Genomic DNA, 26865 nt, shown 5'->3' with positions numbered 1-26865 from the left:
CAAACCGCAGGTCGGATTTTCGTATACTCGTGCCAACGCCAAGCAGGAGGTCACCCCATGAATCAAGGCAACACCCATATATTGGTGGTCGATGACCACAGCGAGATCCGCGATCTCTTGAAACGCTTTCTGGAACAGCACGGCCTGCGGGTCAGCTGCGCCCGGGATGGTAAAGAGATGAAGCGACTGCTGGAGGAGCGGGAGTTCGACCTGCTGGTGCTGGATCTGATGATGCCGGGTGAAGATGGCCTGACCCTCTGCCGCGAGCTGCGGGTCAAATCGAACCTGCCCATCATCATGCTGACCGCCATGGGGGAAGAGACCGACCGCATCATCGGGCTGGAGATGGGGGCCGATGACTATCTGGCCAAGCCCTTCAACCCGCGCGAGCTGCTGGCGCGCATCAAGGCGGTGATGCGCCGCACCCAGGCCGAGACCCAGCCCGTCGCCGAGACCCTGACCCGGGATCTGCGCTTCGATCGCTGGTTGCTCGACATCAATCGCCGGGAGCTGGTCGATGAGGATGGGGTGGGCTTGAGCCTCTCCACCGCCGAGTTCGACCTGCTCAAGGTATTTCTCGAGCGCCCGCAGCGGGTGCTGAGCCGGGATCAACTGCTGGATCTGGCCCGTGGTCGCGAGGCTGTGGCGTTCGATCGCGCCATCGATACTCTGGTGAGCCGACTGCGCCGCAAGCTGGAGCGGGATCCCAAGAATCCGGAGCTGATCAAGACCATCTGGGGTGGCGGCTATATGTTCTCCACTGACGTGACGCAGGTTTAAGCGGTGGGTGCCTTGCGACGACTGTGGGCACGGATGTGGCCCAAGGGGCTGACCGGCCAGATCATTCTGGTGGCGCTGGCGGGGTTGATCCTGATCCAGCTGCTCAGCATCCAGATCTACCGCTCAGATCGGGAGGAGGCGCTCGGCTTCGTCAACAGCCGCAACGCCATGCAACGGATCATCTCGGTGGTACGGCTGCTCTCCCTCTCCCCCCCCTCTCTTTATGACGAGATCCTCAAGGCGAGTCGCAACGAGACTCTGCTGCTGCGCCTCTCCGATGAGCCGCTGCAGCCAGACAACCGCAGCCCCCGCTTCGAGCAGCTGGTGCGCTCGCGCCTCAACTATCCTCCCGGCCTCACCGTCGAGATCAGCGCCGAATTGAAAGAGAATTCCCAGCGCAGCAAGGCGTGGGAGCACCACACCCGCATGATGCGGGATCGCAAAGGGTCGCCCCCGCCGCGGGATATGCGGCTCTATGGCTCCATCGAGCTGCCCCAGGGGGGCTGGCTGCAGTTCAGCTCACTGGTCGACAAAGAGGCGGGCAGCTGGTCGTGGCAGACCACCCTCAACCTGATGCTGGTCGCTAGCCTGGTGATCGGGCTGATGGTGCTGCTGTTTCGCCGCGCCACCCGCCCGCTCAAGCAGCTGGCGGGCAATGCGGAACGGCTGGGACGGGGCGAGGATATCGAACCTTTGAAAGAGGCGGGACCGACCGAGATCCGCGAATCGATTCAGGCCTTTAACCGGATGCACACCCGGCTCGACCGCTTCGTGCAGGACAGAACCCGGATGCTGGCGGCTATCTCCCACGATCTGCGCACCCCCATCACCAGCCTGCGACTGCGCACCGAGTTTCTGGCTGATGGCGAGGACAAGGAGCGGATCCAGCAGACCCTGCAACAGATGGAGCAGATGCTGGCGGCAACCCTCAGCTTTGCCCGCGAAGAGGGGCAGCAGGAGGCCACCCGCGAGCTGGATCTGGTCAGCCTGCTGGTCAGCCTGTGCGATGACTATGCCGATACCGGCCAGCCGGTTACCTGTCTGGCGGAGGGCAAAGAGGTCTACGCCTGCCGGGCCAACACCTTGCGCCGGGTGCTGCAGAACCTGATCGGCAACGCCATCAAATATGCCGGCAGTGCCGAGGTATCGCTGGAGCGAACCCGGGAGGCACTATTGATTCGAGTCTGCGACCACGGCCCCGGGATAGACCCGGCGCGGCTGGAGGATGTGTTCAAACCCTTCGTACGCCTCGATGAGGCGCGCAACACCGAGTCGGGTAGCGTGGGGTTGGGGCTCTCCATCGCGCGCACCCTGGTCCATCAACACGGTGGCGAACTGGTTCTGCTCAATCGGCCACAAGGGGGCGTGGAGGCGCTGATCAGCCTGCCGTTGTAAGCAGTCACTCTAACTGCCAGCCTCCTTATAACGCCGTTTGCATCATGCAAACTTCATCATTTGAGCGCTTGTTCTTCTACCGTGAAGATGGTGATAATCGGAGACCACGGACGGTACACCGTAACGGATTGGAGCAAGGATGGTCTCTGCCAGGATAGGAGTCATAGTCGGCATCGGATGGGGGCTCCTGCTGCTCGCGCTTGCCCTGCCGGTCTGGGCCAAAGCAGCAGAAGAGCCGATCATCATCACCAACTCCAAAGCCTGGCAACCCTTCTCTTTTATCAATGAATCCGGGCAACCGGATGGCTTGCTGATCGACTTGTGGCGTGAATATGCCCGAGTGACCGGGCAGAAGATCGAATTTCGACTGGTTGACTGGCAGGGTTCCCTCGATCTGCTTGAGAGGGGTGAAGCTGACGCCCACGCCGGGCTGCTCTGGTCATCGGAGCGGGACAAATTGTTCGATTATGGCCTGCCGCTCACCCAACTTGACTCTCAGCTCTTCTTCTCGCGGGAATTGCGTGGCAATGATGTGCAATACACCTTGCTCCATGACTCGGTCGGCGTAGTGGCCGGGGGCTACGAGGAGTATTACGCCAGACATCATTTCCCCGACACCAAACTACAGACCTTCGATGACAATGACACCATGCTGGCCGCCGCCTTCAAGGGTGAACTGAAGGCCTTTATCGCTGATTTGCAGGTTGCCAACTTCTACATTTACACCTCTGCCGACCCTACCCGCTTCATTCCGGTGCGCCATCTCTATACCAGTGAGGTTCGCTTTGCCGTCAAGAAAGGCGATCTGGCGTTGCTGGCACAACTGAACGAGGGGTTTGCCAACATCAAACAGAGTGATCGGGATCGGATCATCCGCAAGTGGATGCATGTCGAGACTGTTTATCCCATCCACCTTGGCCCCTGGTTGTTGCTGGCCGGTGTCTTGGTCATGGTGGCCTACATAGTGCAATTGCGCCGCGCGGTCGCCCGCCGTACCAGTGAATTGAGCAAAGCCAACGTCAGACTGGAGAAGCTGGCCAGCACCGATCCCTTGACGGGTCTGCTTAATCGGCGGGCCTTCATTCCCGCGCTGGAACAGCAGCTGGCAGCGGGCAATCCGTGTGCTTTGTTGCTGTTCGATGTGGATCACTTCAAAGAGATCAACGATCGGTTTGGTCACAGCATCGGGGATATGTCGCTGGAGCAGCTGTCTGCAACTGTGGCGGGGATATTGCCGGAAGGCGCTCTGTTTGCCCGCATTGGCGGGGAAGAGTTTTGCCTCTTGCTGCAACTCAACAGCTTGGCAGAAACAGAGCGCTGGGCCGATCGTATCTGTCAGGAGTGCCACCGGCAGCCGCTGCAGACCCGCGGTGGCGATGTCACCCTCTCCATCAGCACCGGGGCGGTCTGGGTTGCTGCGAAAGCCAGCGCGGATGCTGACCAGCTGTTACGGCAGGCAGATGACCTGATGTATCAAGCCAAAGCGTCAGGGCGCAATACCTGGCAAGCCGCATCCTATCAGGAGGAGGGCGGCTCATAGCGCTCGATTAACGCAGTCATCAGCGATAGAGGGAGGCTGCAACAACATCGATAACAACAAGAGCCTTTTGCATCTTCCCCCCCGATCCCTGACAATTCCCACTCCTGTGAAGTGACGGAAATGGCTCCTCTTTTCCGGCGCTCATCCCCTCTTGTGAATTGGCGGGAGTCGTCCATGTTTACCCTCTACCACTCCAATCAGCTGGATCTGCTCAAGGAGCTGTTGGTCAACCATATCCGGCAGGCCCCTCTCTCTCACCCCTTCGATCGGGAGCAGATCCTGGTGCAGAGCCCGGGCATGGCCCAGTGGCTCAAGCTGGAGCTGGCCAAAGCCTTCGGCATCGCCGCCAATATCGACTTTCCGTTGCCCGCCAGCTTTATCTGGGAGATGTTCACCCGGGTGCTGGCGGACGTACCGCGCCAGAGTCCCTACAACAAGGGCTCCATGAGCTGGCAGCTGATGACCATTCTGCCTGCCTTGCTGGATCGTCCTGCCTTTGCCCCGCTCGCCGCCTATCTGAGCGGTGGGGATGAGGAGGTGCCTGACAAGGATCCCGAGCAGGTGCGGTTGTGGCAGCTCTGCCAGAAGGTGGCGGATCTCTTTGACCAATATCTGGTCTATCGGCCGGACTGGATCGCCCGCTGGGAAGAGGGGGAGGGACTGGTCGGCACAGGCAGTCAGGAGCTGGCCGGGGTGAGCGGTCAGGATTGGCAGCCGGAGCTGTGGCGCGAGCTGGTGGCCCGCACGTTGGCGCTCTCTCCGAGCGGCTACCACCGTGCCAACCTCTACGAGGAGTTTATCCACGAGCTGGCACGCACCGCCGATCTGCCGGGCAAGCTGCCGCAGCGGGTCTTTGTGTTCGGCATCTCGGCGCTGCCGCCGCGCTATGTGGAGGCATTGCTGGCCCTCGGCAGTCGGCCGGAGGTGGAGGTGCACCTGTTTGTCACCAACCCCTGCCGTTACTACTGGGGGGATCTGCTGGATCGCAAGACGCTGGCGCGCCTCGAGAACAAGCTTAAACCCGGCACTGATATCGAGACCTTGCAGGGCCCCGCCAACCCGCTGCTCGCCTCCATGGGCAAGCTGGGGCGCGACTACCTGCATCAGCTGATGGAGCTGGAGGTGCCGCAAATCGAGGCCTTCGTCGATATCGACGAGGTAGACGCCAAGGGCAATGTCAGCCTGCTGCGCGCCATCCAGAAGGATGTGCTGGAGCTGGCAGAGCGAGGCGCTGGTCAGTTCGATCTCGACAGCAGCCATCACAAGAGCCCGATCGATCCGGCGGATGGATCCTTGCAGATCCACGCCTGCCACGGCCCGATGCGGGAGCTGGAAGTGCTGCACGACCGGCTGCTGGCGCTGTTCGAGCAGGACCCGTCCCTCACCCCGAAAGATGTGGTGGTGATGATGCCGGATGTGAACAGCTACGGCCCCTATATTCAGGCGGTCTTTGGCTCGAGGGGGCAGATCCCGTTCGCGGTATCGGATCGGGCGGCGAGTCAGGAGAGCCCGCTGCTGCAAAGCTTCCTCGCCCTGTTGCACCTGCCGAGCGCCCGCCTCGGCGCTGGTGAGCTGCTCGCCATTCTCGAGGTGCCCGCCGTGCTGCGCCGCTTCGAGCTGGATGACGACGAGTTCAACCAGCTGCGGGTCTGGGTGCAGGAGACCGGCATCCGCTGGGGGCTGGACGACGGCTACCCCGTCCGTTTCGATCTGCCGCCCATGTCCGGCAACAGCTGGCTGTTCGGCCTGCGCCGCATGCTGCTCGGCTTTGCCATGGGCGACGGCGAGCCGGTGGCGGGCATTTTGCCCTACGCCGATATCGAGGGGCAGCAGGGGCTGGCACTCGGCAAGCTCGCCTGGTTTGTCGATTCGCTGGCCGAATTCCTGCCCCGCCTGCAACAGGCGCAGCCGCTGGCTGAGTGGAACGCCTGCCTGCTGGCGCTGCTGGAGCGCTTCTATCTGGCCGACGAGGATGAAGAGCGTCAGCTCCAGCTCATTCGGAGCCAGCTGGCCGAGTGGCAGACCCGGCTTGGCGAGGCCCGTTTCGAGCAGCCTATCACCGCCGATTTGTTGCAGGACTACCTCGGCAGCGTGCTGGGGGAGTCCCGCTCCAGCCAGCGCTTCCTCGCCGGTCAGGTCAACTTCTGCACCCTGATGCCGATGCGCTCCATCCCCTTCAAGCAGGTCTGTCTGCTGGGCATGAACGACGGCGTCTACCCGCGCACCCTGGCCCCCATGGGGTTCGATCTGATGGCGGTGGCATCGCGGCGCGGGGATCGCTCCCGTCGCGATGATGACCGCTACCTCTTCCTCGAGGCGCTGCTCAGCGCCCAGCAGGGGCTCTATATCAGCTATCAGGGCTTCAGCGCGCAGGACAACAGCGACAAGGTGCCCTCCGTGCTGCTGGCGGAACTGATCGACTATGTGCGGCAGGGCTTTGTGCTGGCGGGGGATGAGAGCCTCGACGACGAAACCTCCGGCAAGCGGCTGCTCAACCACCTGATGGTGGCGCACCCGCTCACCCCCTACAGCCGCCACTACTTCTACCCGGAGGCGGGTTCGCGGCTCTTTACCTATGCCGCCGACTGGCTGCCCGCCCTTAACCCAGAGCGCGGCGCGGCCAACTTCCAGAGCGGCGAGCTGCCGCTGCCGCCAGATTGGAACAGAGGGGGGGGCAAGGAGCAGGGGTTGGAGCTGGCGGAGCTGCTGCGCTTCTATCGCCAGCCCACCAAATATTTCCTCAACCGCCGCCTCAAGGTGTGGTTTGAGTTGAATGAGGCCAACATCGAGGACAGCGAGCCGTTCGAGCTGGATGGTCTGCAACATTATCAGCTGAAAGATCTGCTGCTCGATGCCCATCTGGCAGAGGGGGACAGTCCAGAGCGGAGCGACAGCGTGAGCATACGGCGCGAGCGGTTGCAGCTCACCGGCCTGCTGCCGCAAGGGTGGTTCGGCAGCCTGCTGCTGGACGATCTGGATGCAGAGATGGGCAAGCTGGCGGATCGGCTGCGGCCATGGGTTGCTGCCAATGAGTCAGAAAAGCAGGCGGTGGAGATCGATATCTCCCTGACCCAGGGCCAGTTGCAAGGGTGGATCGACACCCAGAAGGGGCGCTTGCTGGTGGTCAAACCCGGCAGCTTCAACGGCAAGGATCTGCTGCTGGGCTGGATCCAGCACCTCTGTCTCTCATTGAGCGGCGCCCCCGGCGACACCCTGCTGTTCGATGCCAAACAGAGTCTGCGGTTAGCCAAGCTCGCTGCCGACGAGGCGCGGCCCAAGCTGGCGGCCCTAGTGGCGTGCTGGGCGCAGGGGATGAAGCGGCCGCTGCCCTTCTTCCCGAGCACCGCTTGGGATTGGCTCAAGGCGATCGAGAAGGATCCCGACAAGCCGGAGGCGGCCGACAAGGCGGCTCTCACCCGTTTCAACGGCGGCTGGATGATCAATGGGGAAGGGGAGGACGTTTACGTCGCCCGCTGCTTCCCCGAACTCGATGACGAGGTGCTGGGGCAGTTGCAGGCGCTGGCCCGCGAACACCTGACCCCGCTGCTCAAGACCCTGGAGGAGCTGAAATAATGGCTAACCCGCTCAATACATTGCGTTTTCCCCTCCATGGTGAACGACTGATCGAAGCCTCCGCCGGAACCGGCAAGACCTACACCATCGCCGGCCTCTACCTGCGCCTGCTGCTGGGCCACGGCCCGCTCATTGAAGAGGGCGCCGATGCCGGTCAGCCGAGCGCCCACGAACGGCCGCTCTCGGTGACCGAAATTCTGGTGGTGACCTTTACCGAAGCGGCAACCGCCGAGCTGCGCGGGCGGATCCGCGGTCGCATTCACGAGGCGCGCCTCGCCTTTATGCGCGGTGAGAGCAAGGATGATTTGCTGGCCCAGCTACTGGCCGAGGTGGCGGATCACGAACTGGCGGCCCGTCGCCTGTTGGCCGCCGAGCGGCAGATGGACGAGGCGGCGGTCTTTACCATCCACGGTTTCTGCCAGCGGATGCTCAAGCAGAACGCCTTCGAGTCGGGCGCCCTCTTTGAAACCGAATTTCTTACCGACGACAGTCAGCTCAGGCTGCAGGCGGTGAGCGACTACTGGCGCGCCGAGTTCTATCCGGTGGATAAAACCCTCGCCAGTTCGGTGCGCGCGCTCTGGCCGAGCCCCGCCGCCCTGCTGCGAGAGATGGGTAGCTGGCTCGACAACAGCGAGCTGGAGATCCACCCCGCCTTGGGGGATGAGACCCTCGCCGCCCGCCATCAGGTGGCCATGAGTCGCATTACGGCGTTGAAGAGCGAGTGGCTGACGCAGACGGACGAGATCCGCCGCCAGACCGATGGGCAAGTAAGCCGCTACACCGGCAAGAACTATGAAGGCTGGCTCGCCAAGATAGGCGACTGGGCACAGGACGAGAGCAGCGGCTACGCCATTCCCAAGGAGCTGGAGCGCTTCGGCCAGACGGTGTTGGAAGAGAACCTCAAGAAGGGGGGGGCAGTGCCGAGCCTGCCGCTGTTTAGCCAGATCGACCAGCTGCTGGCGAGCCGCCCCGGTATTCGGGATCTTATCCTGCAACGGGCCGCCAAAGTGGTGCGCAGCCGGATGCAGGCGAGCAAGCGCCAAGCCCATCAGCTCTCGTTCGATGACCTTCTGAAAGACCTCGACGGGGCGCTCGGCTCAAGCCTGGGCGAGCGGCTCTGCGAGCGCATTCGCGCCACCTATCGGGTCGCGATGATCGATGAATTTCAGGATACCGACCCCCAGCAGTACCGCATCTTCCATCGTCTCTATGGTTCACAAGAGAATGGTTCACAAGAGAGGGGCGGCCACCAAGACACGGCGCTGCTGATGATCGGCGACCCCAAGCAGGCCATCTACGGCTTTCGCGGCGCCGACATCTTTACCTACATTCAGGCGCGGCGAAATGTGAGCGCCCACTACACCCTCGGGCGCAACTGGCGCTCCAGCAGTGCGCTGGTGGGGGCGGTCAACGGTCTGTTCGAGCGGGCGAGAGATCCCTTTATCTACGAGGCGGATATCCCCTTCCTGCCGGTGGAGGCGCAGGGCAAGAGCAAGGCGCTGCTGCTCGATGGCGCTACCGCGCCGGTGCTCCACTGCTGGCAGCTGACCGGCCAGCCAACCTTCAATCGGGGGGATTACCAGAGCAAGATGGCCCGCGCCACCGCCGCCGAGATCCACCGTCTGCTGACGCTGGCCCGTGAGGGCAAGGCGCAGATCGGTGACAAGGCGGTGAAGGCCGGGGATATCGCCGTGCTGGTGCGCACCGGAACCGAGGGCAAGCTGGTGCAGCAGGAGCTGGCGCGTCTCGCCATCGCCTCTGTCTATCTGTCGAACCGCGAGAGCGTGCTGGAGCAGGTGGAGGCGCGGGAGATCCTGCTGATCCTGCACGCCTGCCAGAACCCGAGCGAAGAGCGCAGCCTGCGGGCGGCGCTCGCCACCGGCCTGTTTGATCTGGATGCCAGGGCGCTCGATGGGCTGGCCAGCGACGAGCGGGCGTGGGAGAACGCGGTGCAGGAGTTTATGGAGTACCGCAAGATCTGGCACCGCCGTGGCGTGCTGGCCATGCTGCGGGCCCTGCTGCACCGGCGCAATCTCGCCTCCTCCCTGCTGGCAAGCCCCTATGGCGAGCGGCGGCTGACCAACTTCCTCCATCTTGGCGAGCTGTTGCAACAGGTGAGCAGCGAGCTGGACGGGGAATATGCCCTGCTGCGCTGGCTGGGGGAGGCGGTGAGTCGCCCCAACGGGCAAGATGCGGAGCAGGTACTGCGCCTCGAATCCGAGCGCAAGCTGGTGCAGATCGTCACCATCCACAAATCCAAGGGGCTGGAGTACCCGCTGGTGTTCCTGCCTTTCATCTGCAGCCACAGAACCGCCGAGACCCCGCTCTATCACGAGGCGGATGAGGCGGGTAATCGCACCATTCTCGATCTGACCGGCGCCGAGGGTTCCCTGGCCGAGGCCGACCGCGAGCGCCTTGCCGAAGATTTGCGGCTGCTCTATGTGGCGCTGACCCGGGGCGTTTACGCCACCTGGCTGGGGTTGGCGCCGGTGCGGGCGGGGGCGGGCAAGTCGGAGAAGACCGACCTGCACCACACCGCCATCGGCTACCTGCTGCAAAAGGGCGAAGAGGGGGATGCGCAGACGCTGGCGGCCGCTCTGACCGAGCTGTCACAGGCGCTGCCCGGGGTGGCCGTCGGTGAACCCTCGCTCACCCGTCCGGCCCCGCTGCTGCCAGAGGAGGAGCAGTTGGGCGAGCCGCAGGTGCGCCACTTTAGCGGTTCCCTTGAGCGGGACTGGTGGATCAGCTCCTACTCCGGGCTGGCGGCGCAGGGTCACGGTCACAGCAAGGGGGTCTTGGCCAATCCCGGTTTCGATGATGAGGTGGTGACCGAGGCGGCTGCGCTGGCTTCCGAGCAACCGGAGGAGGCGCCCCAGCCCTCCATCTTCACCTTCCCGAGAGGGGCGCGTCCCGGCACCCTGCTGCACAGCCTGTTCGAGACCATCGATTTTCAGAGTGCCGCTGGTGAGCCGCTGGCGGAGCATATCGCCACCCTGCTGGCGCAGGATGGCTTTGAGGAGAGCTGGGCTCCGGTGCTGCAACAGCAGGTGGAGGCGGTGCTCGATACCCCGCTCGATACCGGCTTTGGTGAGCCGGTGCGGCTGCGGGACTTGAGTGCCGAGCGCAAGCAGGTGGAGCTGGAGTTCTTCTTGCCCATGGGGCGGGTGACGGCGCCAGCGCTGACCGCGCTCTGCCAGCAGCACGACCCGTTGTCGCGGGGCAACAAGCCGCTCAGCTTTGCCACCGTGCAGGGGATGCTCAAGGGCTTTATCGATCTGGTGTTCGAGTGGCAGGGGCGCTGGTATCTGCTCGACTACAAATCGAACCATCTCGGCATGAGCCCCGCCGATTACAGCCGTTCGGCGCTGGAGCGGGCGATGGCCGAGCACCGTTACGACCTGCAATACCAGCTCTACTCGCTGGCGCTGCACCGGCTGCTCACCCTGCGCCTGCCGGGCTACGACTTCGAGCAGCACTTTGGCGGCGTTTTCTATCTGTTCCTGCGCGGCATGCCGCAGGGGGGCATTTTCCATACCCGCCCGAGCCGTGAACTGGTGCTGGGGCTGGATAAGTTGTTTCGCGCAGGCAGTGAGCTGCCAGCAGCGGGATCCCAAGCATTGAACGAGGTAGAAGCATGAGCGGCACCATGATCAGCACTGCGACCAGCGCAATAGTGGTTGAACGGTTAAAAGCACTGGCGCTGGCTGGCCGTATCCGCCAGCTGGATCTGCAATTTGCCAAGCTGGTGGCCGATCTGGGCGGCAGCCCCGAGCTGGTGCTGGGGGCGGCGCTCACCTGCTTCGAGCTGGGGCGCGGCCATGTCTGCCTGCCGCTTGAAATGCTATCTGCCGGATCTCTGCGCCCGTTCGGGCTGGATCCCCAACAGAGCCGGGATCTGCTGGTGGATCTGGCGGATGCTGCCCGCTGGCCCGCTCTGTTTGCGGCAAGCCAGCTCGTTGGTACGGAGCAGGATGAGGGGCTCGCCCCGCGCTGGCCGCTGCGGCTGTGGCACGGGCGGCTCTATCTCACCCGCTACCACGATCACGAGCAGGGGGTGGCCCGCCATCTGCGCGCGTTGAGTGAAAGAGCCGAATGGCCTGAAATTGCCCCGGCCCTGTCGCGGCTGTTTGCCCGCGACTACGGGCTGGTGTTCGGGGCGCTGCTCAAGGCCCGCCTCGCCCCCGACTTCTCCGCCCGCCACTTTATCGAGAAGTATCTCGATCTGGTGTTCCCGAGCGAGGTGGACTGGCCCGCCATCGAGGCGCTGCTGGCCAGCGCCCAGGCGGCGAGCGATCTTGGCAAGCTGGATGCGCTGGTGCCCGAGGCGCTCTGCTGCAACGGCCAGAAACTGGCGGCAGCCACCGCGGCGGCACGCCCCTTTGCGGTGATCTCCGGCGGCCCCGGCACCGGCAAGACCACCACGGTCGCCAAACTGCTCGCCATTCTGGTGGAGACCGGCCTGCAAGCAGGCAAGGCCCCGGCAATCCGGCTGGTGGCCCCCACCGGCAAGGCGGCGGCGCGCCTCACCGAGAGTATCGGCACTGCCTTGCAGGCGCTGGATCTGCCCCCCGAGTGGGTGGAGGCGATCCCCACCGAAGCGGGCACCTTGCACCGGCTGCTCGGGGTCATCCCGGGGCGCAGCCAGTTCCGCCACCACGCGGGTAACCCGCTGCACCTCGACTTGCTGGTGGTGGATGAGGCCTCCATGGTCGATCTGCCGATGATGGCGCGCCTGCTTGATGCACTGCCGAGCCACGCCCGCCTGATCCTGCTCGGCGACAAGGATCAGCTCGCCTCGGTGGAGGCGGGGGCCGTGCTCGGCGATATCTGCAGCTTTATCGAACAGGGCATCAGCCCGGCGCAGGCGGATTGGCTCTCCCGCCAGACCGGCTACCGCTTGCAGGGCTCGCCCGCGGGGGCGCCGGTGCGCGACAGCCTCTGTTTGCTGGCCAAGAGCTGGCGCTTTGATCAGCACTCCGGCATCGGCCAGCTGGCGCGCGCCTGCAACAGCGGCGATGCCACCGCGGTGGAGGCAGTCTGGGGTATGGGCTTTGCCGATATCAGCCTGCACCCCTGGGCGGGGGATGCCTACGATGCCCTGATTGCCCAGGGGGTGGCCGGTTACGGCAGCTATCTGAAGGCGGCCCGCGCGGGGGAAGATCCCGCCGCCGTGTTCAAGGCATTCAACAGCTTCCAGATCCTCTGCGCCCTGCGCGACGGCCCGTTCGGGGTGCTGGGGCTAAACGAGCGGCTGGAACTGGCCCTGTCACGGGCCGGGCTGATTGCCCGCGATGGCGACTGGTATGCCGGTCGCCCTGTGATGGTGGTGCGCAACGACCACGGCGTCGGCCTCTACAACGGCGATATGGGGCTCTGCCTGCCCGATGAAAGTGGTCGGCTCAAGGTATGGTTTGAGCAGCCGGATGGCACCCTGCGCGCCCTGCTGCCCAGCCGCCTGCCACCCCATGAGACGGTCTACGCCATGACCATCCACAAATCCCAGGGCTCCGAGTTTGCCCATACCGTGCTGGTGCTGCCCGACAGCCCCAGCCCATTACTGACCCGTGAGCTGGTCTATACCGGCATCACCCGCGCCAAGGCGAAACTCGATCTCTACGGCGATCGCGCCCTGCTGGCACAAGCGGTGCGGAAAAAGACCGAGCGTTATTCCGGTTTGGCGGAGAGGTTGGGGGAGTGATTAATTGGATGGCGGTAAAGGGATTTACCGCCATGGGAAAAGAAATTTGCTGCATATTGTCATGAATCGATTCTGATTAGAGGTTATTGATGAAGGATTTACTTAAGTCATTGAAAGATAATGCAACATCTAGACTAAATAATCCTATTATCGGCGCGTTCGTCTTGTCTTGGATGTTTTTGAATATAAATGGAGTTGCTAGGTTTATATTGGAAAGTAACCAAGGGAAGCTTGACATTATAAAGAATAAAAGTTGGGGGGTTACAGATGATCTGTTAATCCCATTTCTAGTATCTGTCGGATATTTGGTAATACTTCCAGTTTTAAATACGATCTACAGCTTTATACATGATAATTGCATTGATAAAATTAGAGATGAAAATAGCAATAAAGCGCAGAAAGACGCCTTTGTTAGAAGAAAGGAGACCGTGTGCGCAAAAATTGAGTCAACTGATGAATATGTTGTTAAGTTAAAAGACAAAGAATTAGAGTTATGGGCAGGTCAAAAATTAGAGCTCATTCGTGAAATAATAAATCTTAAGGGTAAGTATGCGAAATTGCTTTCTGATTTCGAACTTAAATCGAAAGAGTTCCGCGCTGATAATAATAAGTTAAGTCTTTCTGTTGCACAATTGGAACATACCAATAAACGCTTGTCAGCGCAAGATTCAGAACAAAGAGATTATATTGGGAGAGTTGTTACCAATCTAGACAAAGCATTGAATTCACTGGAGAATAAAATCGTAAGCGATACAAGATTTGATGAGATAGAAAAAATTAGAAATGAAATATCCGATGTTAGAAATAAATTTTATGTATGGGATGATGATATTCCATTCTGATTTTTTCATGGCTTGTAGCTTATCTCGTATGTTGGGCTTCGCAGGCTCAGCACACAACCTACTGATTGTGTAGGTTGTGGCTGAGCGTAGTGAAGCCCAACGTTTACCGCGTGCTCTCTTTTTTCCTGCCCCTCATCCCCGACCCTTCTCCCGCAAGGGGAGAAGGGAGATTTGGCTCCGTGGCTATATCTCGAATTCACACGCCATTGCCAACGCTATATCCTCGATGCCGCATGACCCCCTCTCCCTTTGGGAGAGGGGGCGGGTTGCCACAATGCCCACTTCGTAAAATCGGGTAGGGTGCAATGAACGAAGTGAATTGCACCGCCCATATTTATCTTGCAAAATGGTGGGATATTTTTCGTTTTTAATGATAAATCAGGCAGTAAAATGACAATTCATATTTTTAAAAGCGAACGGTGCAAGAACATGCTGCTTGGGGGTGGTTTTATATTTCTGGTTGTTCTATGGTTGGCAAGTATCTTATTCAAGACAAGATTGTCAGATAAAACACTTATTGCTGACTTGGTTCCTGAGTTGCTCACCTACATTACTATCAGTGCGTTATTTGGATTGGTTGGTGCGATAGTAACTGCTTTTCGATGTCCTAGACGTAATGCCTTAAAATATATTGTAAAAGCGTTTGGTAGTTGCTTTTTCATGATGCTTATAACGTCATGGTATGGCTATGATATGTACGTCTATTTTTATCCAGATAAAGTGGTCAGTTATGATACGGAATATAAAGTGGTTCACCCCGGACCATCCAAAGGTAAATACGGCCGTTGTGAGGCAGGCTTAAAAATAAAAGATAAGCATACAGGGTATTGGTTTAATATTTGTTACAGTGATAATAACCTTGGTAAGGAGCAGATTCGGGATTATGGTGAGGTATGGGTGAAAACTCGGGTTAACGAGGCTGGGTCATACCTGGAGAGCTACAAGGTATATCCAGAGAAATCTTATTTTTCTATCCCCTCACCGCCAACCTCTTTCCAGCAAGTAAATAAGGAGTTAATCTCGTTCTCGCGCCCAGATTAAGCTTCTCTAATCGAACCGGTGTGGCTGGCGATCATAAATAGCGGTTCCGAATAGTAGATCACCGGAGGAAGGGAACTCAGTCCAGTTTGTGCGATCTGATTAGTCGCCAAACAAAACAAGCCACACCCAAAGGACTGAGTTGATGCCTATCCTACCACCCCTGCCACGGCCACAGCGCCGCCGCATTCACAAAATCATCCATGCCACCCGTGATAAAGGACATGCTCGTCGCTTGATGGCCATCTTGCTGTTACATGAAGGACGTACGGTCACCGATGTTCATCACCTTACCGGCGCTGCGCGCTCGACCATCGGTCGTTGGCTTCGGTGGTATCGAGATGAAGGCATAGATGCGCTAGAAGCCTTACCGGCTGGCCGTGCCCCAGTTTTACCTGTCGCCAAGATGGTCACCTTACTGGTGCTGCTCATGCAGTTTTCTCCGCAAGATTTTGGTTATCAGCGCAGCCGTTGGTGTACCGAGCTATTAGCTATCAAAATCAATAAGTTAACATGGCTCAATGTGGCCGCCTCCACACTTCGTCGATGGTTACCTCGTATGGGGATTGTCTGGCGCAGGCCCGTGCCGACCTTGCGGATAAAAGACCCGGCCTATCAGGAGAAAATGGCGAATATCGACGCCGCGCTGGCCCGTTGTAATGCTGATAATCCGGTGTTTTATGAGGATGAAGTCGATATAGACCTCAATCCCAAATTAGGGGCCGACTGGATGTTCAGAGCGCAACAAAAGCGTGTTGTCACTCCGGGGCAGAATGCCAAGCATTACCTGGCAGGCGTTCTTCATACAGGCAACGGAAGAGTGCTTTACGTCAGCGGGATAAAGAAAAACTCATCGCTGTTTATCGCCATGCTGGAAAAGCTGCGCCACCACTACCGACGAGCCAAAACCATCACGCTGATCCTCGATAACTACATCATTCACAAAAGCAAACAGACCGAGCGATGGTTGAAGAAGAACCCCAAGTTCTGCCTGGTATTCCAGCCAGTTTACAGCCCTTGGGTTAATCACATAGAACGGCTGTGGCACAAGTTGCATGAAACCATCACGCGCAATCATCAATGCAGAGGGATGGCCAACCTGCTGGCTCGAGTGAAACACTTCATGGATACCGTGTCTCCTTTCCCGGGGAATGGCTATGGCACAGCGAAGGTGTAGCACTATTAGGATCAGTTATTTATTACCGGTGCCGCTTTATCCCCTTTCCCTGTGGGAGAGGGCAGGGTGACGGCGGGTAGGGTGCAATGAACGAAGTGAATTGCACCGCTGCTATTTATCTGGAAAAAGGTGTAATGCGCTTCGCTTATTACACCCTACATATCTCGTATGTTGGGCTTTGCAGGCTCAACACCAACCTACCGATTGGGTAGGTTGTGGCTGAGCGTAGCGAAGCCCAACGTTTACCGCGTGCTCTCTTTTTTCCTGCCCCTCATCCCCGACCCTTCTCCCGCAAGGGGAGAAGGGAGCAATGCTGTTACCGCTGTCCGATTACGCTTCGCTAATCGAACCTACGTGGCTGGCGATCATATTACCGGTGCTGCTTTATCCCCTCTCCCTGAGGGAGAGGGCAGGGTGAGGGCGGGTAGGGTGCAATGAACGAAGTGAATTGCACCGCTGCTATTTATCTGCCAAAAGGTGTAATGCGCTTCGCTTATTACACCCTACCTACACACGACAGGATGTCATTGATTGCGACTTGAATTTAACACCATCGATCTGGATCGGGATTACAAACGCTGTGTGCAGGTGTGCAGGTGTGCAGGTGTGCAGGTGCGCAGGGATGCCTATTTTTGCAGTTTTCATACCCATGATGGTTTTGCCGACTTTATCGACGGCTATCGGGGGCGGATCCGAGAAAGGCTGGGGCAAGCGCAATGGCACTACCTGCATGTCTGGGCGGGTGAACAACTGGTGGGACAACTGGAATTTCGCAGCTTTCCGATGAACCCGAGACTGGCTATGTGCAACTTATCTATCTGTTTCCCGAATATCGTGGCATTGGCTTGGCCGCCGAGTTGCAGGCCTATATCCGCCAGCAGTTGCTGGGGGCGGGCTGTAGAGGGGCCATTCTCTCTGTGAGTCGCACCAATGTGCGGGCCTTGAGCCATTACCGGCGATCTGGCTGGGTATTTCTGCGCCCCAATCCGAAACATCAGGAGACGGATTTTTATCGGCTGACCCTGGCCGATTGATCTCTGTGGTTGCCCCCGGGTATCCCCCATCTTTTCCATCCCCAAACGACTGAATCGTGAGTTAAATCCGGTAAATGGGGCGCACTTGAACCACACTTATGGCTCCCGTGATTCAGCCTGTGCCGTGAGTGGCCGATAACCGGGGAAACGGTGGTGCGGTGGGGTTCTGGCTGACAGATTTGTTGCGATATGCCAAGGTAGCGCCTCACGATAAAACAGCGATTCCCCGTGGTGGCGCGGGGCAGAAGAATAAGGGTAACCGCTATGGTGCAGGACTGTGACAGGATCAGGATCTCGGATGTTAGCGAAGCTGTGGTACACGGCATTCTGGAGGTGATCAGCGATGGTATCTGGGACTGGAATGCCAATACCGGTTTCGTCTATCGCAACTCCGGCTGGTACCGGATGCTGGGTTATGAGGTCCATAGCCTCGGTAATACCGTTTTCACCTGGGAGCAGGTGATCCACCCCGATGATCTGGCCGCAGTGATGGCGAATTTTGATCTCTGTCTGAGCGGCAATACCCCTGAATATCGCGCCGAATATCGTTGCCGCACCCGTGATGGCAGTTATATCTGGATTGAAGATTGCGGCCGGATCATCGAGCGCAACCCCAACGGTTCTGTGGCGCGAATGATCGGCGCTCATCACAATATCCACGCCAGCAAGCTGCTGCTGGATCAGCTGGAGCTGCGCAATCATTCGCTGGCGCAGCTGGTGGCTGAGCGTACCGCCGAGCTGGTGCGGCTGAATGAGGCGCTGCAACAGAAGGTGGAGGAGAATCGCCAGCTGGCAGAGACCGATGCCCTGACCGGCGCCGCCAGCCGCTATCGGCTGGAGCGGGCGTTGCAGCTGGAGTGCGAACGGGCTCGCCGTTTTCATCAGCCTTTTACGGTGATCGCCATGGATGTGGACAACTTCAAGCAGATCAATGACAGCTATGGGCATCACATCGGGGATCAGACCCTGATCAACGTAGTGGCGCGGGTGCGTAGCCATATCCGCGAGATCGATCTGCTGGCTCGCTGGGGCGGCGACGAGTTTATGGTGCTGTTGCCCAACACCGGCCGTGAGGATGCATTGGTGGTGGCGAGCAAGCTTCAAGCATGGATGGCGATCGATCCCATTTGCTCCCACGGCCCCACCACCATGAGCTTCGGGCTGGCGGAGTATCAGCCGGATGAGCGGAAGGAGAGTCTGATGGTGCGTGCCGATCGGGCGCTTTATCAGGCCAAGCAGCTGGGCAAGAACCAGATCTGCTAACGGCGCTCTCGCCAGTAACTCGCCAGTAAAAAGGGCCGCAGGATAAGATCCTGCGGCCCTTTTGCATTGTTACTGACGCGGCGCGACTTAGAAGTGGTAGCGCAGGCCCAGCTTGAAAGTATCCAGAGAGTAGTGATCGTCACCCAGGCTCAGGGCGTTGAACTGGCGCTCGTAACCGATACCGGCAGAGAAGTGGTCGTTGAAGGCGTAGTCCAGACCCACTTCCAGGTTGGGGTGTACAGTACCCTTGGTGGTGTTTTTGGTCATTTGGACATCGGCAATGTTCATAGAGAACTCGCTTTTGGTGCGAGTGTAAGCGATACCCGGCTTGGCATAGGCGCTGAAGCCCCAGGCCAGCGGCTGGCTCAGCTTGGTTGCCAGGCTGATGCTGCTGGTATCGATACTGGTGTTGGTGGAAAGATCCACACCATTCTTGCTCTGGCTCATGTGCTGACCATGCAAGCCACCTTCAACCGCCAGCCAAGACTTGAAGCTGTAACCCACGATCAGGCTGCCGCCATTGAGCTGGTCATCGATGATGCCGGCATTGCTCAGATCTTTGGCTTGGCCGTCGAGATCCATCTTGGAGGTGGTCAGATCCAGACCTGCATACCAGCCTTCGGCATGAGCGCCGCCATTCATGGCCAGGGCAAGCAGGGAGAAAGCGGCAATTTTATTAAACTTGTTCATGGATAAATAAACCTTATGTTGCGTGAACTGCGTGTGATTTATATTGCTCAATCCATGAAGCTTTTTATATTTCCGTCACATCTCTGTTTCCACAGAGGGGCCGCAGTATAGTCAGCGTATTTATGAATAACAAGAGTGTAATTTCCCCATGCGCCTAAATAATGCTGGCTGCAAGTAGGGCTATTTTGTTTAATAAATGGTGTTATTAGAGTTTTAGCTTTATTGAGCTTGAAATAATTAAGTGGCGAGTTTAATGGTTGTCGATGCGTTCATCTCTGATTCTATGTGATTGATTTTTATCGATATAAATTTTCCTTCGAGTGGGGTTATGTTTAGTTGACCAAAAATTAGCATCTCAGATGCCATTGATAGGTGCGAGTCTTTTTGTGGTTGTTTTTTGAGCTCCGTCACAAGATGAAACCGTGAGAAAAAAATCTATCTTTTTGCCTGTTTTTTGTTCTTTTTGTGGTTTGGGATTGTTCCGATTGTGATTTTGGTGGTCTTTTGAGGCTGTTTTTGCGGGTGTTGATGTTGCCCATCAGATGCGCGGGTGGGCTCTTATGGGTTTCTTTTTCTTCATCTGGCTGCACTTGTTGGGGTGGGGGCGGGATGTAATGGGAAGATATTGGTAGTGCTGGTCGATTAATTTTGTGGGCTTATATATACAAGCTATTTGAAAGATAAGATTTTTGGTGTTTTTAATAACTTGTTTATATTGATTTTTATATTTAATGAAACTTTTTTAGGCACAGTTTTAAATATATTTTATGCCAAAAATGGGTAATGATGGCCGTTTAGGATACCTTGCCAGAGAGGTCGTGGTGGCGGGCTCATCGGTGGGCTGCGTGTGGCCGGTGACACTTCCCCTGCCGGGGCCCTTGACCTGACCACTGAATTCAGGGAAAAGAAAAAGGCGGTGCTATCAGCGCCGCCCAATGCCAGGAAAGAGAAAAAACCTTACGGTTTAAAATAAAAAAATTTGGAAGCAAACAATCGATTTCTCAACCAGGAAGGGTCTTGAATTCGATACGTTTCGATTATGCGCGATGTTCTATGCAGCACTAGCAAAATGTTTGCGGGTTGAAAGATATGCACTGTCTGGTGTCAGATTTTGCGACCTCGCTGCTTAACTGGTCTGTCCTGATGGGCATTCTAAGCGGTTTTTTCTCTGGGGTATTTTTTCGGTGTCAATATCTGAGCCTTGAAGGTAAAAATAGGTCAGAAGCTGACTCGGCATAACCATGCAATGAAAGTGCGATAACAAGGAATAGTGGCATGACCTACAGCCAGACCCTGGCCAACAATATTCTCGACACCCTGAAGAAGACCCTGACCGACAAGGGGATCCGCTATCAGACCCTGGCGGAGGCGATGGGCGTCTCCATCGCCACCGTGAAACGGATGATGAACAAGCCCTCCCTGCCGTTCGATACCCTGCTGGAGATCTGCCATCTGGTGGGGCTCTCGTTCGAGGAGCTGCTGGATCGCACTCAGGATGCCCAGAGCCGCCGCGCCGTCTTTACGCAAGAGCAGGATGAGGCGTTTCACAACGAGCCGGGGCTCTACGCCTTTCTCGCCAATATCTTCTGGCGCGACAAGACGTTGATCGATCTCAAACGGGAGTACAGCCTGACCGATGCCTCCTGCTACCTCTATTTGCGCAAGCTGGAGAAGCTGGGCATTTTGCAGCTCGGTATCGACAACAGTTACCACTTCCTGATCAGCGAGCGGATCAGCTTCGAGCAGCACAGCCGTTTCGCCCGCCAGCAGGCGCGGCAGGCGATGTCGGTGCTGGGGGAGTATCTGGTGGAGAACATGCACAAGTCGAACAACTATATGGCGCTCTGTCAGCTGCACCTCAACGAGGGGGAGGCAATGGCGCTGATCGACCGGATGAAGGAGTACTGGCATGAGGAGCTCAAGCTCAACCGCCCCGCCATCGGCCAGCGGGAGCATGCCAAAACCTACACCATGTCGCTGCAACTGGCCGACTGCGGCTACCAGAGTTTCGACGACATGATCCCCAATATCGACTGCTGATCCTGCGGGATCCGCCGTGTTGGTTGGGGTCTACTCGGTGAGTTGAGGTACTTGCAGCAATCTGCCTGCGGCCGGTTGCAGCGCTTGGGTATCGAGACAGATGCGGATGGCCACTGTGTTCGACAGTGTTCTGGATATTCCCTAATCGGCGAGCCGGGTTTGTTGCTGCTTGCCTGCGGCTGGTTGCAATACTCGCGTATCGAGGCAGATACGGATTGCATCCGGCCGCCAGTGTTCGATATCGCAATCCACCAGACCGCCCCGCTCGTCGTAGTTGACCCGCACCAGCCTTAGCACGGCGCTCCCCTCCGCCAGATTGAGGGCGCGGGCGATGGCGCCTCGCGCCGCCGAGGGGGTGATCTCGAGGCTGGCACCACCCTGGCCTATGCCATAACGCTGCTGATAGAGCTCGGTGAGGGAGCTGGCCAACGGCGCACTGGCGATATCGGGAAAGCGGCTGGCCAGCAGGTGATGGCTGACGTGGAGCACCGGGCGACCGTCGATCAGCCGCTGGCGGCGGATTTCGTAGAGCGGGGTAAAGGGCGCAAGCCCCATCCAGCGGCACAGTTCGCTGCTGGCAAGCTCGTTGCCGTGGGCCAGCACCCGGGTTTCGGCGGTGCGTTGCTGCTCGCCGATCCACTGGTGAAAGTGGGTATGGATGGCGGGATCGTAGGTGAGCCGGGGCGGCGCCACGAACCAGCCGCGCCGCTCGGCCCGGTAGATAAGGCCATCCGCTTCGAGGCTGGAGAGCGCCTCCTTGATGGTGATGCGGGTAGTGGCAAATCGCTCGCTCAGGGCCCGTTCGGCGGGCAACTGCTGCCCGGCCGCCAGCTGGCCGCTGCCGATATAGCGGCGCAGGGTCTGGCAAATCTGTTCGCACTTGGAGGAGGAGCGGCCATCGGCCATGCTCTGTTCGTTCAGTATCTGCTCGCTCAATCTCGGCTCGGTCACACTCTTATCCCTGTTGCTTATTCAGAAGGCGGATGGCTGGCCAATCCCTTGCTGGAGTAGTCCAGCCTCACTCGGGTTCAGAGTTGTAACCGCGCTGGATGACAGCGACATGACAGGGTGATTGTCATTAAACTGCCATCAAAGCGCCCCGCCACCGTCACAATTCCCCTCTAGCATCCCTCTCGAACCTTAACTGACCTAGTCCAGAGGGATGGGATGATGAAAAGCGTGATCGCAAGTGCACTGGCCATGGTGGCCATCAGCCAACCGTTGTTTGCCACAAATAGCTATGCCGCCGAGAATATTGCGGATCTTGAGAAGGCCGCCCGCGGCGAAGGGCAACTCAGCAGTATCGGCATGCCCGACAGCTGGGCCAACTGGAAGGATACCTGGCAACAGCTGGGCAGCATCTACGGCATCAAGCATCAGGATACCGACATGAGCTCGGCGCAGGAGATCGCCAAGTTCGCCGCCGAGAAGGCCAACGCCACCGCCGATATCGGTGACGTGGGCGGCGCCTTCGGTCCGGTTGCGGTCAAGCAGGGGGTGACCCAGCCCTACAAACCCTCCACCTGGGCTGATATTCCCAACTGGGCGAAGGATGCGGACGGTCACTGGATGCTGGCCTATACCGGCACCATCGCCTTCCTGATCAACAAGGATCTGGTCAAGGCGGCCCCCACCAGCTGGCAATCCCTGCTGGGTGGCGACTACAAGGTGACCCTGGGTGATGTGGGTGTGGCTTCTCAGGCCAACAACGGCGTGCTGGCGGCGGCCTATGCCACCGGCGGCAGCGAGAAGAACCTCAAGCCCGCGCTGGATCTGTTCGGCCAGCTGGCCAAGCAGGGTCGCCTGTCGCTGAATGACCCGACCATCGCCAATATCGAGAAAGGCGAAGTGGAAGTGGGTGTGCTGTGGGACTTCAACGCCCTCAACTACCGCGACCAGATCGACCCCAAGAAGTTTGAGGTAGTGATCCCGAGCGACGGCTCCGTCATCGCCGGTTACACCACCATCATCAACAAGTGGGCCAAGAACCCCAACGCCGCCAAGCTGGCGCGGGAATACATCCTCTCCGATGCCGGTCAAATCAACCTGGCCCGTGGCTACGCCCGCCCCATCCGCAGCAACGTCACCCTGCCGGATGACGTCAAGGCCAAGCTGCTGCCAGCCGAGCAGTATGCCAATGCCAAGCCGGTCAGCGACCATGCGGCTTGGGAGCAGAGCTCCAAAGCCTTGCCGCGCCAGTGGCAAGAAACCGTCATGATCAACATGCAGTAAGGGAACCCAGTGCAACACAAGGTGATAGTGGTACTTGTGGATGGTCTGGCAGCCGAGGTAGCCCACACCATGGGCTACCTCGGTGGCATGGTGGAGGCGGGGCGCGGCCTGCATACGACCCTGAATGCTGCCCTGCCGTCTCTCTCCCGACCCCTCTACGAGTGCATCCTGACCGGCGTGCCGCCGGTGGCGAGCGGCATCACCCACAACGGGGTGAGTCGCCTCAGCCAGCACGACGCCATCTTCCATCTGGCCCGCGCCGCGGGTAAACGCACCGCAGCGGCGGCCTATTACTGGGTGAGCGAACTCTACAACCGCAGCCCCTGGCTGGCGGCGCGGGATCGCTTTACTCACGATGAGCAACTGCCGATCCAGCACGGCTGCTTCTACTGGGATGATGCCTACCCCGACAGCCATCTGCTGATGGATGGTGAGTGGCTGCGCAGCCAGTACGATCCTGATTTCCTGCTGATCCACCCGATGGGGGTGGATGACGCTGGCCACAAGTTTGGCCTCGATTCGCGCCAGTACCGCAATCAGGCGCGCCGGATGGACAGCTTGCTGGCCGATCTGCTGCCCCAGTGGCTGGCGGAGGGGTATCAGGTAGTGATCACCTCGGATCACGGCATGAACAATGACTTGAGCCACGGCGGCTCTTTGCCGGAAGAGCGCTCTGTGCCGCTCTGGCTGTTTGGCGATGCCTTTATCGAGCAGTGGCCGGATGGGGTGGTGATCGCCCAGACCCAGCTCTGCGCCCTGATGGCCGACCTGCTGGGCATTGCCCACGACAAGCCGGTGGCTCCCCCGCTGCTCAAGGCGGCCTTTATGCGCGAGGTGCATTGATGATGCCTGCAACCACCGAGATCCTGCTGGATCAACCCGTGGCCACCCGGCGCAAGGCGCGCCGCCACTGGCTGCCCGCGCTGGTGCTGCTGCCGTTTGTCCTGTTGATGATCCTGTTCCAGCTCGCCCCTATGGTGTGGGTGCTGGTGGGCAGCTTTCAGACCCCGGATGGCTGGGGCCTCGACTACTATCGGGAGATCCTGAGCTCCCCCTTCTATCTACAATCGTTCGCCAACTCGTTGCGGATCGCCGGTATCGCCAGTCTGGCGGGGCTTGCCATCGGCACTCTGGGGGCGGCGGCGCTGCGTCACAGCGGCGAGCGGGTCAAGCGGCTGCTGCTGGCCTTTGTCACCATGACCGGCAACTTCAGCGGGGTGCCGCTGGCGTTCGCCTTCATCATCATTCTCGGCATCAACGGTGCAGTGACCCTGCTGCTGAAATCCTGGGGATTGATTGACGGTTTCAACCTCTACTCGGGATCGGGCCTCATCCTCATCTACACCTACTTCCAGATCCCGCTTGCCCTGCTGCTGCTCTATCCGGCGTTTGATGCCTTGCAGGATGAGTGGCCGCAGGCCGCCGCGCTGCTGGGGGCGAGCAAGGGGCAGTATGTGTGGCACGTGGCGCTGCCGGTGCTGACGCCTGCGCTGCTCGGCACCCTGATCATCCTGTTTGCTAACGCAGTGGGGGCCTATGCCTCCGCCTACGCCCTCACTACCGGCAACTTCAATCTGGTGACCATCCGGGTGGCCAGTCTGGTCTCCGGCGACATCTTCCTCGAGCCCAATATGGCAGCGGCGCTGGCGGTGATCCTGATGGTGCTGCTGGGGGTGGTGACGGCCGCCAACCAGTGGCTGCTGAAAAAGAGCTATGTGAACAAGGGGCAATCCCATGCATGATTTGCAACCGCGCTGGCCCAAGTGGGTGCTGGTGGCGCTGGTCGCCACCCTGCTGCTGCCGCTGCTGGCCACCTTCCTCTATTCCATCTCCACCCGCTGGGGGGCGACCCTGCTGCCGGATGGCTTCACCCTCGACTGGTATCTCAAACTGTGGGGCGATCCGCGCTTTCTGGCGGCGTTTGGCCGCAGTCTGCTGGTCTGCTTCGCCACCCTGCTGCTGGGCACTTTGGTGCTGGTGCCGACCGTGCTGGTGGTGGCCTATTACTTCCCAAAGCTGGATCCCTGGATGAACCTGCTGATCCTGCTCCCCTTTGCGGTGCCGCCAGTGGTCTCGTCGGTGGGGCTGCTGCAGATCTACGCCGATGGTGTCCTGCCGATTATCGGCACGCCGTGGATCCTGATCGGCACCTGGTTCACCGTGGTGCTCCCCTTTATGTACCGGGCGCTGGCCAACAGCCTGCAAGGGGTACCGCTCAGGGATCTGATGGATGCTGCCCATTTGCTGGGGGCAAGTAGTCGCCGCGCCTTTCTGCTGGTGGTGATCCCTTGTCTGCGCAAGGGGCTGCTGGCTGCGCTGTTTCTTTCGCTCTCCTTCCTGCTCGGCGAGTTCGTGTTTGCCAACATGCTGGTGGGCACCCGTTACGAGACCCTGCAGGTCTACCTCTACAACATGCGCGCCACCTCGGGCCACTTCACCAGTGCGCTGGTGATGAGCTACTTCCTGCTGACCCTGCTGCTCACTTGGGCGGCCAACAGATTTCATCGGTGATCCAAGATGTTTCATTTAGAAGTCAATCAGTTGCACAAATCCTATGGCGATACTCCGGTGTTCGAGGGGATCGAGTTCGGCATTCGCAAGGGGGAGCTGGTGACCCTGCTCGGCCCCTCCGGTTGCGGCAAATCGACCCTGCTGCGGGCGCTGGCCGGGCTCACCCCGGTGGATGGCGGTCAGGTGCGGGTGGCCGGTGAGGACATTACCTGGCAGGCGCCCCAGAAGCGGGGCATCGGCATGGTGTTCCAGAGCTATGCGCTGTTCCCCAACATGACGGTGTGGGACAACGTCGCCTTTGGCCTCAAGATGAAGCCCCAACCGGGGCGTGAGCTGGCGGCCAGCGTGCAGGAAGCGTTGGAATTGGTGGAGCTGACCGGCTTCGAACGCCGCTATCCGGGTGAGCTCTCCGGCGGCCAGCGCCAGCGGGTGGCACTGGCGCGCGCCTTGGTTGTGCGGCCAAGGATCCTGCTGCTGGACGAGCCGCTTTCGGCGCTGGATGCCCGCATCCGCCGCAGCCTGCGCCAGCAGATCCGCGAGATCCAGCAGCGGCTCGAACTTACCACCATCTTCGTGACCCACGATCAGGAGGAGGCGCTCACCATGTCGGATCGGATCTTCCTGATGAACAAGGGATCCATCGTGCAGAGCGGTACGCCGGAGCAGATCTACACCCGCCCCGCCAGCGAGTTTGTGGCGGGTTTTATCGGCAACTACAACCTGCTTGGCGCCGAGCAGGGCAAGTCGCTGTTCGGCCCCCGTTTTCAGGGCAAGCTGGCGCTGCGGCCGGAGTCCATCACCCTGTTGCCCGCCGGGGCGACCAGCAGCGATCCCAGCCTGCCCGGCATCATTCGCCAGCAACAGCTGCTCGGCAACGTGATCCGCTATCAGGTGGAGTGCGAGGCGGGGCTGTTGACGGTGGATTGCCTCAACCGCTCGGCTGGCGATCTGCTGGCCACCGGCAGCGCCGTGACCCTGGCGGTGGCCCGGGATCAACTCTGTGAGGTAGCATGACACCTCGTTTCATTTTCGTTGTTACCGCAAGGAGCCCT

At 59.3% G+C, this 26865-nt stretch carries 18 protein-coding genes and 1 pseudogene; 17 read left to right on the top strand and 2 right to left on the bottom strand.

All coding sequences use genetic code 11. From position 1 onward, the window contains the following. The first annotated feature begins 57 nt into the window (after positions 1-57). From CF137_RS12995 to CF137_RS12945, 11 genes and pseudogenes are all read left to right on the top strand, one after another. Complete coding sequence (locus CF137_RS12995) at positions 58-780, top strand: response regulator (RefSeq protein WP_139719500.1); 723 nt, start codon at positions 58-60, stop codon at positions 778-780. Between the two features lie 33 nt (positions 781-813). Beyond that, on the top strand, positions 814-2175 hold the full coding sequence (locus tag CF137_RS12990; protein ID WP_101326337.1) for an ATP-binding protein: 1362 nt from the start codon (positions 814-816) through the stop codon (positions 2173-2175). Between the two features lie 139 nt (positions 2176-2314). Further along, a complete protein-coding gene (locus CF137_RS12985; RefSeq protein WP_139719498.1) occupies positions 2315-3715 on the top strand; it encodes a transporter substrate-binding domain-containing diguanylate cyclase in 1401 nt (466 codons plus the stop codon). Between the two features lie 174 nt (positions 3716-3889). Next, positions 3890-7288 carry an exodeoxyribonuclease V subunit gamma gene (gene recC, locus CF137_RS12980; RefSeq protein WP_139719496.1) on the top strand — a complete coding sequence of 1133 codons (3399 nt, stop codon included), beginning with the start codon at positions 3890-3892 and terminating at the stop codon, positions 7286-7288. Beyond that, positions 7288-10926: an exodeoxyribonuclease V subunit beta gene (gene recB, locus CF137_RS12975; RefSeq protein WP_139719494.1), complete on the top strand. Its 3639-nt coding sequence runs from the start codon at positions 7288-7290 to the stop codon at positions 10924-10926. Before recC ends, recB begins: the two co-directional genes overlap by 1 nt. Next, positions 10923-12986, top strand: coding sequence for an exodeoxyribonuclease V subunit alpha (gene recD / locus CF137_RS12970; protein ID WP_139719492.1), 2064 nt, complete (start codon positions 10923-10925; stop codon positions 12984-12986). Before recB ends, recD begins: the two co-directional genes overlap by 4 nt. Before the next feature lie 89 nt (positions 12987-13075). Beyond that, positions 13076-13828, top strand: a complete 753-nt coding sequence (locus tag CF137_RS12965) for a hypothetical protein (RefSeq protein WP_139719490.1) — start codon at positions 13076-13078, stop codon at positions 13826-13828. Positions 13829-14218: 390 nt separating this feature from the next. Next, complete coding sequence (locus tag CF137_RS12960; RefSeq protein ID WP_139719488.1) at positions 14219-14869, top strand: hypothetical protein; 651 nt, start codon at positions 14219-14221, stop codon at positions 14867-14869. Between the two features lie 142 nt (positions 14870-15011). Beyond that, positions 15012-16043 (top strand): IS630 family transposase, encoded by a 1032-nt coding sequence (locus CF137_RS12955; protein WP_139719486.1) that lies wholly within the window; start codon positions 15012-15014, stop codon positions 16041-16043. A 531-nt stretch (positions 16044-16574) separates the two neighbouring features. After that, a pseudogene (locus CF137_RS12950) lies at positions 16575-17077 on the top strand (GNAT family N-acetyltransferase). Between the two features lie 264 nt (positions 17078-17341). Further along, a complete protein-coding gene (locus CF137_RS12945; protein WP_139719484.1) occupies positions 17342-18340 on the top strand; it encodes a sensor domain-containing diguanylate cyclase in 999 nt (332 codons plus the stop codon). Between the two features lie 87 nt (positions 18341-18427). Here CF137_RS12945 and CF137_RS12940 read toward each other — a convergent pair whose 3' ends face one another. Beyond that, on the bottom strand, positions 18428-19030 hold the full coding sequence (locus CF137_RS12940; protein WP_139719482.1) for a porin family protein: 603 nt from the start codon (positions 19028-19030) through the stop codon (positions 18428-18430). A 1275-nt stretch (positions 19031-20305) separates the two neighbouring features. On the opposite strand from CF137_RS12940, the gene CF137_RS12935 reads away from it, so the two are divergent. Then, on the top strand, positions 20306-21070 hold the full coding sequence (locus CF137_RS12935; protein ID WP_139719480.1) for a helix-turn-helix domain-containing protein: 765 nt from the start codon (positions 20306-20308) through the stop codon (positions 21068-21070). 141 nt (positions 21071-21211) lie between these two features. Here the strand turns inward: CF137_RS12935 and CF137_RS12930 are convergent, their stop codons facing one another. Further along, the gene (locus tag CF137_RS12930; RefSeq protein WP_139719522.1) at positions 21212-21976 is read right to left on the bottom strand and encodes a UTRA domain-containing protein; all 765 of its coding nucleotides are present in this window, start codon (positions 21974-21976) and stop codon (positions 21212-21214) included. Between the two features lie 264 nt (positions 21977-22240). Here CF137_RS12930 and CF137_RS12925 point away from each other — a divergent pair, with 264 nt between their 5' ends. Genes CF137_RS12925 through CF137_RS12905 form a run of 5 tightly spaced genes read left to right on the top strand, consistent with a single transcriptional unit; the run spans position 22241 to position 26827 of the window. After that, positions 22241-23302, top strand: a complete 1062-nt coding sequence (locus CF137_RS12925) for an ABC transporter substrate-binding protein (protein ID WP_139719478.1) — start codon at positions 22241-22243, stop codon at positions 23300-23302. Between the two features lie 9 nt (positions 23303-23311). Continuing rightward, a complete protein-coding gene (locus CF137_RS12920; protein ID WP_139719474.1) occupies positions 23312-24145 on the top strand; it encodes an alkaline phosphatase family protein in 834 nt (277 codons plus the stop codon). Beyond that, a complete protein-coding gene (locus CF137_RS12915; protein ID WP_139719472.1) occupies positions 24145-25044 on the top strand; it encodes an ABC transporter permease in 900 nt (299 codons plus the stop codon). Before CF137_RS12920 ends, CF137_RS12915 begins: the two co-directional genes overlap by 1 nt. After that, positions 25037-25813 carry an ABC transporter permease gene (locus tag CF137_RS12910; RefSeq protein WP_139719470.1) on the top strand — a complete coding sequence of 259 codons (777 nt, stop codon included), beginning with the start codon at positions 25037-25039 and terminating at the stop codon, positions 25811-25813. Before CF137_RS12915 ends, CF137_RS12910 begins: the two co-directional genes overlap by 8 nt. A 6-nt stretch (positions 25814-25819) precedes the next feature. Then, positions 25820-26827: an ABC transporter ATP-binding protein gene (locus tag CF137_RS12905; RefSeq protein WP_139719468.1), complete on the top strand. Its 1008-nt coding sequence runs from the start codon at positions 25820-25822 to the stop codon at positions 26825-26827. Positions 26828-26865 lie beyond the last annotated feature (38 nt).

Source organism: Aeromonas sobria, assembly GCF_006243315.1.
GTDB lineage: Bacteria > Pseudomonadota > Gammaproteobacteria > Enterobacterales > Aeromonadaceae > Aeromonas > Aeromonas sobria_A.
The sequence above is the reverse complement of the archived record's forward strand: the minus strand, read 5'-3'. Positions and strand labels throughout refer to the sequence as shown.